The sequence below is a fragment of the Microtetraspora fusca genome (genome assembly GCF_001570365.1).
GTDB lineage: Bacteria > Actinomycetota > Actinomycetes > Streptosporangiales > Streptosporangiaceae > Microtetraspora > Microtetraspora fusca.
The window spans coordinates 51,965-66,332 of record NZ_BBYK01000052.1 but is presented as its reverse complement, the minus strand read 5'-3'; the positions used below and the strand labels follow the sequence as shown (position 1 = coordinate 66,332).

Below are 14,368 nucleotides of genomic sequence, written 5' to 3'. Positions count from 1 at the left end.
CTGGAATGCCGTTCGGTTTTGATGCTGCCACAGCGCCCGTACCCGCGCCAGATGTTCCCGCGATCATGACATTCCGGGCGATCTCCTAGTACGGTGTGTTACCAACCGGTCGGTATGTAACCCCCCATGAACCGAGGAGCGGCGATGCTCAATCTTTCTGTCGTGCTCGAAGACAGCGCCCGTGAATTCCCGGACCGGACCGCCGTGATCTTCGGGGATCTTCGCCTGCCCTACTCCCTCGTCAACACCGTCGCCAACCAGGTGGCGAACCTGCTCGTCTCACGCGGCGTCGGCAAGGGCGACAAGGTGGCGCTGGCCTGCCCGAACCTCCCCTACTTCCCCTTCGTCTACTTCGGCATCCTCAAGACGGGCGCGACCGTCGTCCCGCTGAACGTGCTCCTCCAGTCGCGGGAGATCTCCTACCACCTCGACGACTCCGAGGCGAAGGCGTTCTTCTGCTTCGAGGGCACCCCGGAGCTCCCGCTCGGCGAGCGTGGCCGCAAGGGCTTCGAGGAGTCCGGCGCTGAGCACTTCTTCGTGCTGCCCGCGCAGGCGTTCGCCACGGAGTCGCCGTACGGCGAGTCGCTGTGGGCGGCGCTCGACGGGATATCCGGCGAGTTCGAGACGGTGCAGACGGCGCCCGACGACACGGCCGTCATCCTCTACACCAGCGGGACCACCGGACAGCCCAAGGGCGCCGAGCTGAGCCACCAGAACATGCTGCTCAACGCCATGGTGAGCGACGACATGTTCCCCCACCAGGGTGACGACGTCTTCCTCGCCACGCTGCCGCTGTTCCACTCCTTCGGCCAGACCACGATGATGAACGTCGGGTTCCGGCGGCGCGCGGCGCTGGTACTGCTGCCCCGTTTCGAGCCGGCCGAGGCCCTCAAGCTGATGGCCGCGGAGAAGGTCACGATGTTCGCCGGTGTGCCCACGATGTACTGGGCGATGCTGACCGCGGTCCACACCGGCGCCGCCGAGGTGCCCTCCACCCTGGTCACCGCCGTCTCCGGAGGCGCGGCGATCCCGGTCGAGGTGCTCAAGGACTTCTCGGCGACCTTCGGCGTCGGCGTTCTCGAAGGGTACGGCCTGTCGGAGACGTCCCCGGTGGCGGCCTTCAACCAGCCGGGCCGGCCGACGAAGCCCGGCTCGATCGGCACCCCCGTCTGGGGCGTGGAGATGAAGCTCATCGACGCCGAGTGGAACACCCAGGACGAGCTGGGCGAGATCGCCGTCCGCGGCCACAACGTCATGAAGGGCTACTACAACCGGCCCGAGGCGACGGCCGAGGTCATGAAGGACGGCTGGTTCCGCACCGGCGACGTGGCCAGGCGCGACGAGGACGGCTACTACTTCATCGTGGACCGCGCCAAGGACATGATCATCCGCGGCGGCTTCAACGTCTACCCGCGCGAGATCGAGGAGGTGCTGATGACCCACCCCGCCGTCTCGCTCGCCGCGGTCGTCGGCGTCCCGCACGACTCGCACGGCGAGGAGATCAAGGCGTACGTCATCCGCAAGGCGGACGCGACGGTCACGGACGACGAGCTGATCGCGTGGAGCCGCGAGATGATGGCGGCCTACAAGTACCCGCGGATCGTCGAGTTCCGCGACGCCCTGCCCATGACCGCCACCGGCAAGATCCTCAAGCGGGAGCTGCGGTAGCGGTCAGGGCGGCGTAGCACTGCGGACGGCCTCCGCCCGGGCTCACGGCCAGTCGAGCGACGGGCGGAGCGCCACGTGGGACCGCGCCTCACGGCCGAGCTTGACGCCGAGGACCTGGTGGAGCTGGACCTTGTTGCGCTCGAACCCGACCACGCAGCCGGCCATGTAGAGCCGCCACACCCGGGCGATGCCCCGGCCGACCTCCTGGACCGCCTCGTCCCAGTGGGCGTCGAGGTTGGCGCACCACTCGCGCAGCGTGAGCGCGTAGTGCTCGCGGAGGTTCTCCTGGTGGCGGATCTCGAACCCGGTGTCCTCCATCTGGCGGACCAGGTGGCCCACCGACTCCAGCTCGCCGTCCGGGAAGACGTAGCGGTTGATGAAACCGCCCTTGTTGATCGTCTTCTCCTTGCCGGTCGGGCGGGTGATGCAGTGGTTGAGCAGCCGCCCGCCCGGCTTGAGCTTGCTGTACAGGAAGGAGAAGTACGACGGCAGGTTGTCCTTGCCGATGTGCTCGGTGAGGCCGATCGAGCTGACCCGGTCGAAGCCCGACTCCTTGACGTCGCGATAGTCCATGAAGCGGACCTCGGCCAGCTCGGACAGGCCGGCCTCGGCGATGGCCTTCTGCGCCCACTCGGCCTGCTGCCGCGACAGCGTGACACCGAGGGCCTTCACACCGTACTCGCGGGCGGCGTGCATGACCATGCCGCCCCAGCCGCAGCCGATGTCGAGCAGCCGCATGCCGGGCTGGAGGTCCAGCTTCTTGGCCACCAGGTCGAACTTGGTGTACTGCGCCTCCTCCAGCGTGGCGTCCGCCGTCGGGAAGACCGCGCACGTGTACGCCATGGAGGGGCCGAGCACCCACTCGTAGAACCGGTTGGAGACGTCGTAGTGGTGGTGGATCGCCTCGGCGTCGCGCTTCTTGGCGTGCCGGCTGCCGAGCCGGGCCAGCGTGCTGCGCCGCATCTCCTGGGGCGGCGGCGGCACCCGCATCAACAGCGGCTTGGTGCCGAGCGCCCGCACGGCCGCGATCTTCTCGCTGAGCGGGATGTCGTTGAGCGTCAGCGACCACATCCGGTTGAGCAGCTCGTACATGTCGCCGTGGACGTCGATGTGGCCGGAGACGTACGCCCGGGCCAGACCGAGTTCACCCGGAGCCTGCGCGAGATACGCGACCGCGATGGGCGACTTCACCTCAATGCGGACGTCGGCGGAGGGGGAACCCGCTTTGCTCCCGTCATATGCGACGAACTGCACGCCCGCGTCCGGACCAACGATCTTCTCGAAGATCTCGGCGAGTTTCATTGATCACCTTCCCCGTACACACTTCTCATACAGGTCGAGCAAGCGCCCGCCGGGGTCGTAGGCGTGTTTGACCGGCCAGTAGGCGTCCCCGTTGTACAGCCGCCAGAATTCCTCCCGCTCATAGAAGGAGGAGGAGTAGAGGGACTTGTGCCCCTCCAGCTCGTGCACGGCGTTCTCGATCAAACGGTTGTGATGACCGTCGTGCGTGCCTCTGGGCAGCGGCACCATTCCCCAGAAGCCGAAGTTCACGTAGAGCCGGCCGGGCTCCAGCGGATAGAGCGACCACTGCCGCGTCGCCTTCAGCGGGCACATCCAGACCGGCGTCATGCCGACCTGCTCCTGGAAGAACTCCAGGAACTCGGCGCCCCGCTCCAGCGGCACCTCGACGTCCTGGATGACCGACTCCTGCACCGGCCGGTCGCGCCAGCGGTCCAGCCGCGCGGTCATGCCGTACCTCTGGTCGAGGCCGACGAGGCGGCGGTAGACGTCGGAGCGGAGCCAGCGGCGCGGCAGGAGCGAGCGGACCAGCGGCTGCTGCACGCCGAACGCGCGCGAGCACCAGAACCAGTCGGTGTCCCAGCGCCAGAGGTAGTCGCGGACGGTCAGCCAGTCACGGGTGCGCGTGCGCAGCGACTGGTAGTAGATGCGCATCCCGGTGTAGTCGGACACGTACGGCGCCGTGTCGGCGAACGTGCCGATCGTGACGTAGAGCTCGTCGGGACCGAAGTAGGTGCCGTCGACGAAGTCGACCCGCTCGCCGTCATGCTCGCCGCTCTGGCAGATCTCCTGCATGGCGAGCATGCACTTGGCGGCGTCGGTGAAGCGCACGTGGGTCAACCGGACGAACGGCTTCACCGGGGCCAGCTTGATCCGGATCCGCAGCGCGTAGCCGAGCGTGCCGTAGGAGTTCGGGAAGGCCCGGAACAGGTCGGCGTACTCGCCCTCTTCCCGGGCGACGACGATCCGCCCGTCGCCGGTCAGGATCTCCAGCTCCTCGACCGACTCGTGCGGGAGTCCGTCCCTGAAGCTGCTGGACTCGATGCCGAGGCCGGTCACCGCGCCGCCCAGCGTGATCGTCTTCAACTGGGGCACCACGTACGGCATCAGGCCGTACGGCAGGGTGGCGTCGACGAGGTTCTCGTACGTCGTCATGCCCTGGACCTCGGCCGTCCTGCGCTCCGGGTCCACCTCGATGACCTGGTCGAGGTCACGTGCGGAGAGCTTGGCCGTCTTGACCGGCTCCCGGAAGCGGAAGAGGTTCGTGGTGGCCTTCGCCAGTCGCGGCGCGGAGCCTTCGGGGATCGCGGCGTACGACTCCCTGATCTGCTCGACCGCCTTGTCGTGGGCGGTCATATTGGCCGTGCGCTCTGGCATGAAACCACCCCCAGGAATGTAGAGATCGTCTCTAGGGAACGCTATCCCTGGAAACCATCCCAGACCAGACCGGACACGTTAAGCCCGAGAAAACTATCAGGGCGCCGGAATCAGTGATCCTCAGGGGGGGCGGCGATTTCTTCGCACCTGCCCCGACTTGCGCCGATGCACCGAACCTTGTTCTACTCGTGTGCCTGCCGTACGGACGCGACGCCGAGGAGGCTCCCATGAGCGACGGGAAGGGCCCGCTGGCCGGAATACGCGTGCTGGAGCTCGCCGGTCTCGCGCCGGGGCCGTTCGCCGGGATGATGCTGGCCGACCACGGCGCGGAGGTGCTGCGCGTCGACCGGGTGGCCGCGGTCACCGACGCGCCGCGCCGGGACGTGATGGACCGGGGCAAGCGCACGATCGGGCTCGACCTGAAGTCCCCCGCGGGCGTGGAGGCGTTCAAGACGCTCGCCGCCAACGCCGACGTGGTGATCGAGGTGTTCCGGCCCGGTGTGGCCGAGCGGCTCGGCATCGGCCCGGCCGACCTGCACGCCGTGAACGAGCGTCTGGTGTACGGCCGGATGACCGGATGGGGCCAGGACGGCCCGCTGGCGCCGAGGGCAGGGCACGACATCGACTACATCGCCGTCTCGGGCGTCCTGTCGATGCTCGGCCGGGAGGGCGAGCGGCCCACGCCGCCGATCAACATCGTCGGCGACTTCGCGGGCGGCGGGCTCATGCTCGCGTACGGCATCCTGCTCGCCCTCTTCGAGCGGGAGCGCACCGGGCGCGGCCGGGTGATCGACGCCGCGATGGTGGACGGCGCGGCGGCGATGGTCGCGATGTTCTACCAGGCCGTGCAGTCCGGCCTGTGGGGTCCGCGCGGCACGAACCTGCTGGACACCGGCGCCCCGATGTACGACACGTACGAGACGGCGGACGGCGGCTACATGGCCGTGGGCGCGCTGGAACCGCAGTTCTGGGCCGAGATGCTGGCGAAGATGGGCCTTTCCGACCTGCCCGACCGCGACGACCGGGCCAACTGGCCGGTGATCCGCGAGCGGCTCGCCGCGGCGTTCCGCGGCCGCACCCGGGCCGAGTGGGAGGCCGTCTTCGAGGGGTCGGACGCCTGCGTGTCCCCGGTGCTCTCCATGGCCGAGGCCGCGCGCCACCCGCACAACGAGGCGCGCGGCGCCTTCGTGGAGGTGGACGGGGTCACTCAGCCCGCGCCCGTGCCCCGGCTGCTGGGGGCCGGGCGGAGCGACCTCGCCCCCGCGACCCGCCTGCTCGACCTCGACCCGTGGGGGCTGGACGACACCACCGCGACCGCGCTGCGCGAGGCGGGCACGCTGGCGTGAGAGGAATCCCCGAAGGGGTCAGGAGTCCCCGAAGGACGGCAGCACGGCGACGAAGAGGTCCACGCCCGCCGGGTGGTGGATCTCCAGGTCCGTCGTGAACGCGCGGGGCGGCGTGCCGCCGGACTCGGTGTGCTTCCACACCTGCTCCCAGACGTCCAGGAGCGCGTCCGGCATCGGGCCGCGCGCCTCGAGCCGCATCGCCGGCACGCCCGGCACCCGTACGGCGACCATGCCCTCGGGCAGCCGCGCCGCGGTGTGGACGGCGACGCCGACGATCTGGGTGTAGGCCCCGTTGTGGTCGCTCTCGTAGTCCGTCAGCACGGCGTACAGGTTCTCGTCCACGCGCCCGGGCACGTGCGCGAAGGCTCCGGCCGCGCCCGCACGGGCCCACAGCGCCGGAAGCTGGGCACGGGCGGGGTCGGCCTCCGCCGCGTTGGTCGTCCGTACGGCATGGCCGACGACGAGCACCTCCGGCCGGTCCACGATGATCACATTTCCTCCCAATGGTTCCCTCGCCACCACGGATCCTACGAAAGCGGATCGCTGGTGCACGGCACCGGACCGGCGGGAATGCCAACTTCATCCGTTCACCGCATAGGCTGGACAAACGTGCGATTCCTCAATGATGTGACGCCGCCCTACGATCTCACGTACAGCGACGTCTTCATGGTCCCGTCCCGCTCCTCGGTCGGGTCCCGACTGGCCGTCGACCTCTCGGCCAAGGACGGCACGGGCACCACCATCCCGATCGTCGTGGCCAACATGACAGCCGTGGCGGGCCGCCGCATGGCGGAGACCGTGGCCAGGCGTGGCGGCATCGCCGTTATCCCTCAGGACATACCGTTCGACGTGGTGGCCAACGTGATCGCCTGGGTGAAGGAGCGCGACCTCGTCCACGACACGCCGATCACGCTGACGCCGCACGACACCGTCGGCGAGGCGCTGAACCTGCTGCCCAAGCGGGCGCACGGCGCGGTCATCGTCGTCGACTGGGACAACCGCCCGGTCGGCGTGGTCACCGAGGCCGACTGCCACGGCGTCGACATGTTCACCCAGCTCTCCCAGGTCATGACCCCGTCGCCGCAGACGCTGCCCCGGGGCACCGACCCCAAGGTCGCCTTCGACTCCCTGCACGAGCACCGGCACCGGCTCGCCCCCGTCGTGGACGGTGAGGGCCGCCTGGTCGGCATCCTGACCCGCACCGGCGCGCTGCGCGCCACGCTGTACGAGCCCGCGGTGGACGCCTCCGGGCGACTGCGCGTCGCGGCCGCGGTCGGCGTCAACGGCGACGTGGGCGCGCGCGCCAAGGAGCTGCTCGACGCGGGTGTGGACGTGCTCGTGGTGGACACCGCGCACGGCCACCAGGACAAGATGATCTCCGCGCTGCGCGCCGTGCGCGCGCTCGACCCCGGCGTCCCCGTCGTGGCGGGCAACGTCGTGACCGCCGAGGGCGTGCGCGACCTGGTCGAGGCGGGCGCCGACATCGTCAAGGTCGGCGTCGGCCCCGGCGCCATGTGCACCACCCGGATGATGACGGGCGTCGGCCGTCCCCAGTTCTCCGCAGTGCTGGAGTGCGCGGCCGAGGCGCGCCGGCTGGGCCGCCAAGTGTGGGCCGACGGCGGCGTGCGGCACCCGCGCGACGTGGCCCTCGCCCTCGCCGCCGGCGCGGCCAACGTCATGATCGGCTCCTGGTTCGCCGGGACGTACGAGTCGCCGGGTGACACGCGGACCGCCGCGGACGGCCGGAAGTACAAGGAGAACTTCGGCATGGCGTCGGCCCGTGCCGTACGGCTGCGCACGGCCGAGGACTCGCCGTTCGAGCGGGCGCGCAAGGCGCTGTTCGAGGAGGGCATCTCCACCTCGCGGATGTTCCTCGACCCGGTGCGGCCCAGTGTCGAGGACCAGATCGACGCGATCGTGGCGGGCCTGCGCTCCGCGTGCACCTACGCCGGCGCCACCAGCCTGGAGGAGTTCCACGAGCGGGCCGTCGTCGGCGTGCAGAGCGCGTCCGGCTACACCGAGGGGATGCCCCTGCACCAGAGCTGGTGACAACCGGGCGCCGTCCACCCCGGCCCGCGGCGATGTTTCCATGCGGCCCGGACCGCGGGGCGGCGCCCGGTAGAGTCATCCGGTTGGCCAGGGCATCGGGCCCCGGCCCCGAGTGACACGACCACGACAAGGAGAGCCAGGTGGCACTGGAAAAGCCCGAGATCGACTTCCCCGAGGGCGACGCGCCCAAGGACCTGGAGATCGTCGATCTCGTAAAGGGTGACGGCCCGGAGGCCAAGCCCGGACACACCGTGAGCGTGCACTACGTCGGCGTCGCGTTCTCGACCGGCGAGGAGTTCGACGCGTCGTGGAACCGCGGCACGCCGTTCCAGTTCCCGCTGGGCGCCGGCCGGGTCATCGCCGGCTGGGACCAGGGCGTCGCCGGGATGAAGGTCGGCGGGCGGCGCCGGCTCACCATCCCGCCGCACCTCGGGTACGGCGACCGCGGCGCGGGCAACGCCATCAGGCCGGGCGAGACGCTGATCTTCGTGGTCGACCTGCTCGGCGTGAGCTGATCGATCGGGCGGGGGCCTTCACGACGCGCGGCGTCGTGAAGGCCCGCGCCCGGCGCTCCGGACCGGAATCGGCGGCCGATCCGGATTCCACCGCGCGGCGTTCCCGTCGATGATGACCGTGTGACCAGGACCCCCCAGATCACCCGGACCGACCGGGAACCGTCCATTCCTCGCTTCGCGCTCCGGCCGGTCGGCGCCATCGCGCTCGCCGCCACCGCCGTCCTGCTCTCGGTCAGCCCCTGGTACGGCTACCACCGCGACGAGCTCTACTTCCGCCTGCTCGGGCAGCGTCCCCGGCTGGGCTACTTCGACACCCCGCCCCTCACCCCGCTGGTGGCCCGGATCTCCACCGCGCTCTTCGGCGACACCGTCACCGCGCTTCGGGTCGTCCCCGCTGTGGTGACGGGCGTCCTCGTCGTCCTCGTGGCCTGCGTGGCCCGCGAGCTGGGCGGGGGCCGCGCCGCGCAGATCATGGCCGCGGCCGGGATCGCGACCGGCCTGTTCCCGCTGGTCGCCGGGCACGCGCTGCTCACCCTCACACTCGATCTGCCGCTGTGGACGGCCACGATCCTGTTCATCCTGCGCGCGCTGCGGCGCGGCGACGGCCGCTGGTGGCTCGCCGTTGGAGCGGCGGCGGGCGTGGCCGCCTACAACCGGCAACTCATCGTGCTGCTGCTCGCCGGGGTCGGCGCCGGGATCCTGCTCGCCGGTCCCCGGACGGCGCTGCGCGACCCGCGACTGTGGCTCGGCGCGCTGCTCGCGCTGGCGATCGCCGCGCCGAACGTGGTCTACCAGGTCACCCACGACTGGCCGCAGGCGCAGATGGCGGCCGCCCTGAAGGTCGATGAGGGGGACAACAACCGAATCACGTTCGTCCCGTTGCAGCTCGTCCTGGTGAGCTGGCCGCTCGTCCCCGTCATGGCCGCCGGATGGATCCGGCTCTGGCGCGACCGCGCCGTCCGATCGCTCGCGATCGCGTACCCGCTGTGCTGCGCGGTCGTGCTCTACGCGGGTGGGCGCCCGGACTACGTGGCGGGGCTGTTGCTCCTGCTCTTCGCCGCCGGATGCGCGCCCACGCTGGAATGGGCCGCCGGACGGCCCCGGCGGCGGGTCCTCGTCACGGCCGCGGTCGCCCTGGGGGCGGTCTCCAACGTCGTCTTCGCCCTGCCGGTCATCCCGGCCGAGTCGCTGCGCGGCACCCCGGTCGCGCTGGCGAACGAGGTCGCCCGCGAGTCGGTCGGCTGGCCCGGGTTCGCCTCCCAGGTGGCCGCGGTCGTACGCGCGCTTCCGGCGGATGACCGCGCGCGTGCCGTCCTGCTCGCCGCCAACTACGGGGAGGCCGGAGCGCTCGACCGGTGGGCCGGGGAGTACGGCCTGCCCACGGTGCACAGCCCGCACAACGAGCTCTACTGGTGGGGGCCGCCGCCCGAAACGGCCCGTGTCGCGGTCGTGGTGGGAGCCCCGTCGTCCTACCTGACCGGGCGGTTCGCCCGCTGCGATCAGGTCGCGTCCGTCGACGGCATGGCCGGAGAGGAGCAGGGCGTGCCCGTCACCGTGTGCCGGGATCCGGTCACCACGTGGGGGGCCCTGTGGCCTGAGCTGCGTCACTACAGCTGACCGCCCGTCCCCGGATGGGCAAGAGCCGGGGCGGTGAGGCAGGATGACGGTGTGTTGCTGATCGACCTTGCCCGGACGTCGGCCGCCGTGGCGGCGGACTCGGCGCGGCTGGCCAAGATCGCGCATCTGGCCGAGATCCTCGGCAGGGTGGGCCCCGACGAGGCCGAGATCGCGATCTCCTATCTCTCCGGCGAGATCCCGCAGCGCCAGATCGGCGTGGGACCGCGCACACTCACCGAGGCACCGGCGCCGCGCCAGATCGCGACCGCCACCCTCACCCAGGTCGACTCGCTCTTCGAACGGATCAAGGCGCAGGCGGGGCCCGGATCGCAGGCGGCGCGCAAGGCGCTCATCGACGAGCTCTTCAGCGCGGCCACCTACCAGGAGCAGTCCTTCCTGCGGCGCCTGATCCGCGGCGAGCTCCGCCAGGGCGCCCTCGACGGCGTGATGATCGAGGCCGTCGCCAAGGCCGCGGGCGTGCCCGCCCCCGAGGTCAGGCGGGCGCTGACGCTGCGCGGCTGGCTGCCCGCCGTGGGGGCCGCCGCACTGCGCGGCGGCGTCGAGGCGCTGCGCGCGTTCCACCTGGAGGTCGGGCGGCCGGTCTCGCCCATGCTCGCGCAGAGCGCGCCGTCCGTGAGCGCGGCGCTGGAGAAGATCGGCGGCCCGGCGGCGCTCGAGTGGAAGCTCGACGGCGTGCGCGTGCAGGCCCACCGTTCCGGCGACCGGGTCGGCGTCTTCACCCGCACCCTGGAGGAGATCACTCCGCAGGTTCCCGAGCTGGTCGAGGCGCTGCTCCGGCTGCCGGAGCGCGATCTCGTGCTCGACGGCGAGGTCATCGCCCTGCGCCCGGACGGGCGGCCCGAGCCGTTCCAGGTCACCTCCGGCCGGGTGGCGAGCCGCACCGACGTCGAGACCGTCCGCGCGGCGGTGCCGCTCAGCGTGTTCTTCTTCGACGCCCTCCGGGTGGGAGGCGCCGATTTGCTCGACCTGCCCGCCGAGGAGCGGCACGCCGCGCTCACCGCCACCGTGCCGGCCGGGCTTGTCACCCCCCGCCTGGTAACGGCCGACGCCGAGGCGGGCGAGGCGTTCTTCGCCGACGCCATACGACACGGCCACGAGGGCGTGGTGGCCAAGTCGCTGCAGGCGCCGTACGCCGCGGGCCGGCGCGGAGCCGGGTGGGTCAAGGTGAAGCCCCGGCACACCCTGGACCTGGTCGTGCTGGCGGCCGAGTGGGGCAGCGGGCGGCGCGAGGGCTGGCTCTCCAACCTGCACCTGGGCGCGCTCGACCCGGAGACCGGCGGCTTCGTGATGCTGGGCAAGACCTTCAAGGGGCTCACCGACGAGCTGCTCACCTGGCAGACCGAGCAGTTCCTCCGCCTGGCCGAGGGGCCGACGGACGGATGGGTGGTCGCGGTGAAGCCCGAGCTCGTGGTGGAGATCGCCTTCGACGGGGTGCAGCGCTCGACCCGCTATCCGGGCGGGATGGCGCTGCGCTTCGCCCGGGTTCTGCGGTACCGCCCCGACAAGCGGCCGGAGGAGGCCGACACGGTGGCCACGCTCCGCGCCCTCATGCCCTGACGGGGATCCGTCCACGCCTTCGGCAGTGGTCGCAGCCCCCGCTGCTGGGCGAGGAGCCGCCGTGCCTGGCTGATGTGAGCGAGAGCGGCCCGGGCGTGCGGTTCCGGCCCTCCGGCTGAGGTGCGGTGTCACCCCCTGATGTGCCGATCATGGGCCCGGATCCAGCATGATCGCGTCCGGGTAGGGTGAGGGCGCTGGCACCTGCCCGATAAGTCCGTACATCCGTGGTCTTTTCCGGTTGTCACCGCCCGGTCCGGGCCCAGGAAGGAGAGGTCTCCGTGAGCGCGTCCGCGTACATCGACGTTCCTGACGCCTTCGCCGCGTCATATGGCGCGCTGGGCGAGGAGGCGCGTGCCTGGCTCGCCGACCTGCCCCGGGTGGGCGGCGAGTTCCTCGACCGGTGGGGGCTGCGGCCCGACGGTCCGGCCGCGTACGGCATGGCGTCGCTGGTCCTGCCCGTCCTCCAGGCCGACGGGACACCCGCCGTGCTCAAGCTGCAGCAGCTCCGGGAGGAGACCGTCGGCACCGCCCTCGGCCTGCGGGCGTGGGGAGGCGACGGCATCGTGCGCCTGCTCGACCATGACGAGGAAAGCGCCACGCAGTTGCTGGAACGGCTGGACGCGACCCGGCCCCTGTCCTCGGTGGCCGACGATTATGCGGCCGTGCGGATCCTGGCGGAACTGATGGCCCGCCTGACCTCGGTACCGGCCCCCGAGGGCCTGCGGCGGCTGTCCGACGTCGCCTCCGCCATGCTCGACCAGGTCCCCCGGGCCGTACCGGCGCTGCGCGCTCCCGGCGAACAACGGCTCGTGCGCACCTGCGCGTCCGCCGTGGCCGAACTGCTCGGCGAGCCCGGCGACCGCCTGCTGCACTGGGACCTGCACTACGACAACATCCTGGCCGGAGAACGGGAGCCCTGGCTGGCCATCGACCCCGAACCGCTCGCCGGCGACCCGGGGTTCGAGTTGCTCCCGGCGCTGGACAACCGGTGGGACGAGGTGGAGGCCACCGGTGATGCGCCTCGCGCCGTGCTCCGCCGCTTCGACCTGCTGACCGAGGTCCTCGGCCTGGACCGGAAGCGAGCCATCGGCTGGACCCTCGGCCGCATACTGCAGAACGCCCTATGGGACATAGAAGACGGCAAGAGCGCGCTCGGACCCGCCCAGATCGTGATCGCCACGGCCCTGCTGCGCCGGGAGGGAGTAACAGCCTCCGTGTGACCGGCAGCGGGCCGTCGGGCCTTGGAACTGTGGGGAAGCCGGGGTCGGCGGGCCGGGGCTACTTCACCAGGCGAACGGTAAGGGGGTAGCGGAAGTCGCCTCCGGCGATGGCCGAGACTCCGCCGACGACGGCGAGCACGAAGCCCAGGATCCACAGGAACGGGATGAGCACGATCCCGATCACGGTGAAGGGCAGCAGCACCGTCGCACCCAGCACCGTGAGGTGGAAGTTCAGCGACTCGACGGCGTGCCTCCTGATGAAGGACGACGTCCGGCCGGCGGTCAGCAGCATGATCAGCGGCCCGATCACGAACAGGCCGCACAGCGTCAGCAGGTGCGCCGCCGCTCCCCCCACTCGGTCACCGCCGTCGACGGGCCCGGCCGCGGGATATCCCGCCCGCCGCTGGTATCCGGGACCCCGCATGTGGTGGGCCGGCGGCGGGGCGGGAGGGACGTACTCGGCGGCGCGTGAGCCGTACAGGTCGTTCATGATCGGGATGAGGTCGGCGTGGGTGCGCGCGGTCATCGCCTGATGCAGCCGCTCGTCCATCTCGAACTTGTCCAGCCGGCCCTCGGCGTAGGCCGCCTTGACGTGCTCGACCACCTGGTCACGGTCGTGGTTCGTGACCCTCAGGTCGGGATGGATGGGCGTACGCCCGGACCAGGATGGTGTCGCTGCCGTCGGCATCGATGCCTACCTTCGTTGATGTCGCGCACATCTGACGCCTGGGGCGCCGGAACGGGCACGGCCTGCTTGCCTTTCCTTCGAGTCTGCCCCGCCGCGCGGGCGGCAGAGCATCTCCCCCTCTATCCTGGGCGCTGCCGCCGACCTGGTCATCAGGGATCTCCCCTACGTCTCCCCCAGGAACCCCTTATCCGTCGCGCTCGCCGAGCATCGCTCGACTCGTGGATCGGTCACCGCCCAATACAAGAGACGGAAGAATCGCCCATACGACCGCCGCATGCGGCACCGTCTCGTGAGGTTTCACTATCGACATGAAATCGAAGCACTGACGACATACCGGTAGCCCCGCGAAATGACAGTCGGGAACTGTATATAAGGGGTATGAGATGGCGAGATCGTTACGGTATCAGACGACTACGCGGCCCCCGGGTCGCCAAATTCGACCGGGAAGCCACCGATGAGGACATTGAGGCCCTGATCGCGTTCGCCCGGTCACGGCGCGGCGTCGAGTTCTATGTGGAGCCGGAGACGTTCGCGACCGACACCACGGCCGTCGCGGTGGCACACGACGGCGAGTGGACCCGCCGCCGGGTCGGGTCGCCGGCCGTCATCGGCAAAGTCGCCCGAGACCTGGCGCTTCCGGTGTACGACGTGCAGCTCACCGGCTACCCCGCTCGGATGCGCGCCTACAACGAGCGCCGCCGCGAGCAGGAGCGACGGCAGGCCGAGCAGTGACGTGTGGAGGGCGACCACTCATCGCAAGGCTCGCCCTCGTTACGCTCAATGGCTCCTGCGCACAGAAGACTTCGTGACACTCAAGGGCTCGCTTGGTTCATGCTCAGCGGCCCTTCGTGCGTCCGAGAACTCGTCTTTCCCCTGGGATCGGGCCTTCTCCACGCTCAAGAATTCGCCTTGTGACCCACGGGCGACGAACACGCGATTCGTGACGCACAGCGACAGGTCGTCCACCTGAGACGTCACCCCACAGGCATTTCTCTTCCCACACCGCCGGAA

The 14,368-nt window shown here is 70.6% G+C and carries 12 protein-coding genes; 8 read left to right on the top strand and 4 right to left on the bottom strand.

All coding sequences use genetic code 11. The features are described 5' to 3' along the window. Nucleotides 1–144 precede the first annotated feature (144 nt). A complete protein-coding gene (locus AWQ68_RS21980) occupies nt 145–1,668 on the top strand; it encodes a long-chain-fatty-acid--CoA ligase (RefSeq protein ID WP_066943118.1) in 1,524 nt (507 codons plus the stop codon). A 42-nt stretch (nt 1,669–1,710) separates the two neighbouring features. Here the strand turns inward: AWQ68_RS21980 and AWQ68_RS21975 are convergent, their stop codons facing one another. Then, entirely contained in the window at nt 1,711–2,970 is a 1,260-nt protein-coding gene (locus AWQ68_RS21975; protein ID WP_066943115.1) for a class I SAM-dependent methyltransferase, read from the bottom strand. Nucleotides 2,971–2,973: 3 nt separating this feature from the next. Continuing rightward, nucleotides 2,974–4,344 carry an FAD-binding oxidoreductase gene (locus AWQ68_RS21970; RefSeq protein WP_066943114.1) on the bottom strand — a complete coding sequence of 457 codons (1,371 nt, stop codon included), beginning with the start codon at nt 4,342–4,344 and terminating at the stop codon, nt 2,974–2,976. Between the two features lie 227 nt (nt 4,345–4,571). Between AWQ68_RS21970 and AWQ68_RS21965 the strand changes: the two genes are divergently transcribed. After that, nucleotides 4,572–5,690, top strand: a complete 1,119-nt coding sequence (locus tag AWQ68_RS21965; RefSeq protein WP_066943112.1) for a CaiB/BaiF CoA transferase family protein — start codon at nt 4,572–4,574, stop codon at nt 5,688–5,690. An 18-nt stretch (nt 5,691–5,708) separates the two neighbouring features. Here the strand turns inward: AWQ68_RS21965 and AWQ68_RS21960 are convergent, their stop codons facing one another. Further along, the gene (locus tag AWQ68_RS21960) at nt 5,709–6,182 is read right to left on the bottom strand and encodes a GyrI-like domain-containing protein (RefSeq protein ID WP_066943110.1); all 474 of its coding nucleotides are present in this window, start codon (nt 6,180–6,182) and stop codon (nt 5,709–5,711) included. Nucleotides 6,183–6,299: 117 nt separating this feature from the next. Between AWQ68_RS21960 and AWQ68_RS21955 the strand changes: the two genes are divergently transcribed. The 5 genes from AWQ68_RS21955 to AWQ68_RS21935 all read left to right on the top strand — a co-directional run bounded on the left by AWQ68_RS21955 (nt 6,300) and on the right by AWQ68_RS21935 (nt 12,669). After that, entirely contained in the window at nt 6,300–7,739 is a 1,440-nt protein-coding gene (locus AWQ68_RS21955; protein WP_066943108.1) for a GuaB1 family IMP dehydrogenase-related protein, read from the top strand. A gap of 140 nt (nt 7,740–7,879) precedes the next feature. After that, nucleotides 7,880–8,254 (top strand): FKBP-type peptidyl-prolyl cis-trans isomerase, encoded by a 375-nt coding sequence (locus tag AWQ68_RS21950; protein WP_066943106.1) that lies wholly within the window; start codon nt 7,880–7,882, stop codon nt 8,252–8,254. Between the two features lie 120 nt (nt 8,255–8,374). After that, complete coding sequence (locus tag AWQ68_RS21945; protein ID WP_169808966.1) at nt 8,375–9,871, top strand: glycosyltransferase family 39 protein; 1,497 nt, start codon at nt 8,375–8,377, stop codon at nt 9,869–9,871. Nucleotides 9,872–9,922: 51 nt separating this feature from the next. After that, nucleotides 9,923–11,449, top strand: coding sequence for an ATP-dependent DNA ligase (locus tag AWQ68_RS21940; protein ID WP_066943104.1), 1,527 nt, complete (start codon nt 9,923–9,925; stop codon nt 11,447–11,449). Nucleotides 11,450–11,727: 278 nt separating this feature from the next. Continuing rightward, complete coding sequence (locus AWQ68_RS21935; protein ID WP_066943102.1) at nt 11,728–12,669, top strand: aminoglycoside phosphotransferase family protein; 942 nt, start codon at nt 11,728–11,730, stop codon at nt 12,667–12,669. Between the two features lie 58 nt (nt 12,670–12,727). Here AWQ68_RS21935 and AWQ68_RS21930 read toward each other — a convergent pair whose 3' ends face one another. Beyond that, entirely contained in the window at nt 12,728–13,357 is a 630-nt protein-coding gene (locus AWQ68_RS21930) for a DUF1707 and DUF4870 domain-containing protein (RefSeq protein WP_066943100.1), read from the bottom strand. A 378-nt stretch (nt 13,358–13,735) separates the two neighbouring features. On the opposite strand from AWQ68_RS21930, the gene AWQ68_RS21925 reads away from it, so the two are divergent. Next, entirely contained in the window at nt 13,736–14,089 is a 354-nt protein-coding gene (locus AWQ68_RS21925) for a hypothetical protein (RefSeq protein WP_066943098.1), read from the top strand. The last annotated feature ends 279 nt before the right edge of the window (nt 14,090–14,368 follow it).

Bases quoted from the DNA above. Each gene is read 5' to 3' on its own strand.
- AWQ68_RS21980 (WP_066943118.1), top strand. From the start codon at position 145: ATGCTCAATCTTTCTGTCGTGCTCGAAGACAGCGCCCGTGAATTCCCG.
- AWQ68_RS21975 (WP_066943115.1), bottom strand. From the start codon at position 2,970: ATGAAACTCGCCGAGATCTTCGAGAAGATCGTTGGTCCGGACGCGGGC.
- AWQ68_RS21970 (WP_066943114.1), bottom strand. From the start codon at position 4,344: ATGCCAGAGCGCACGGCCAATATGACCGCCCACGACAAGGCGGTCGAG.
- AWQ68_RS21965 (WP_066943112.1), top strand. From the start codon at position 4,572: ATGAGCGACGGGAAGGGCCCGCTGGCCGGAATACGCGTGCTGGAGCTC.
- AWQ68_RS21930 (WP_066943100.1), bottom strand. From the start codon at position 13,357: ATGCCGACGGCAGCGACACCATCCTGGTCCGGGCGTACGCCCATCCAT.
- AWQ68_RS21925 (WP_066943098.1), top strand. From the start codon at position 13,736: ATGAGATGGCGAGATCGTTACGGTATCAGACGACTACGCGGCCCCCGG.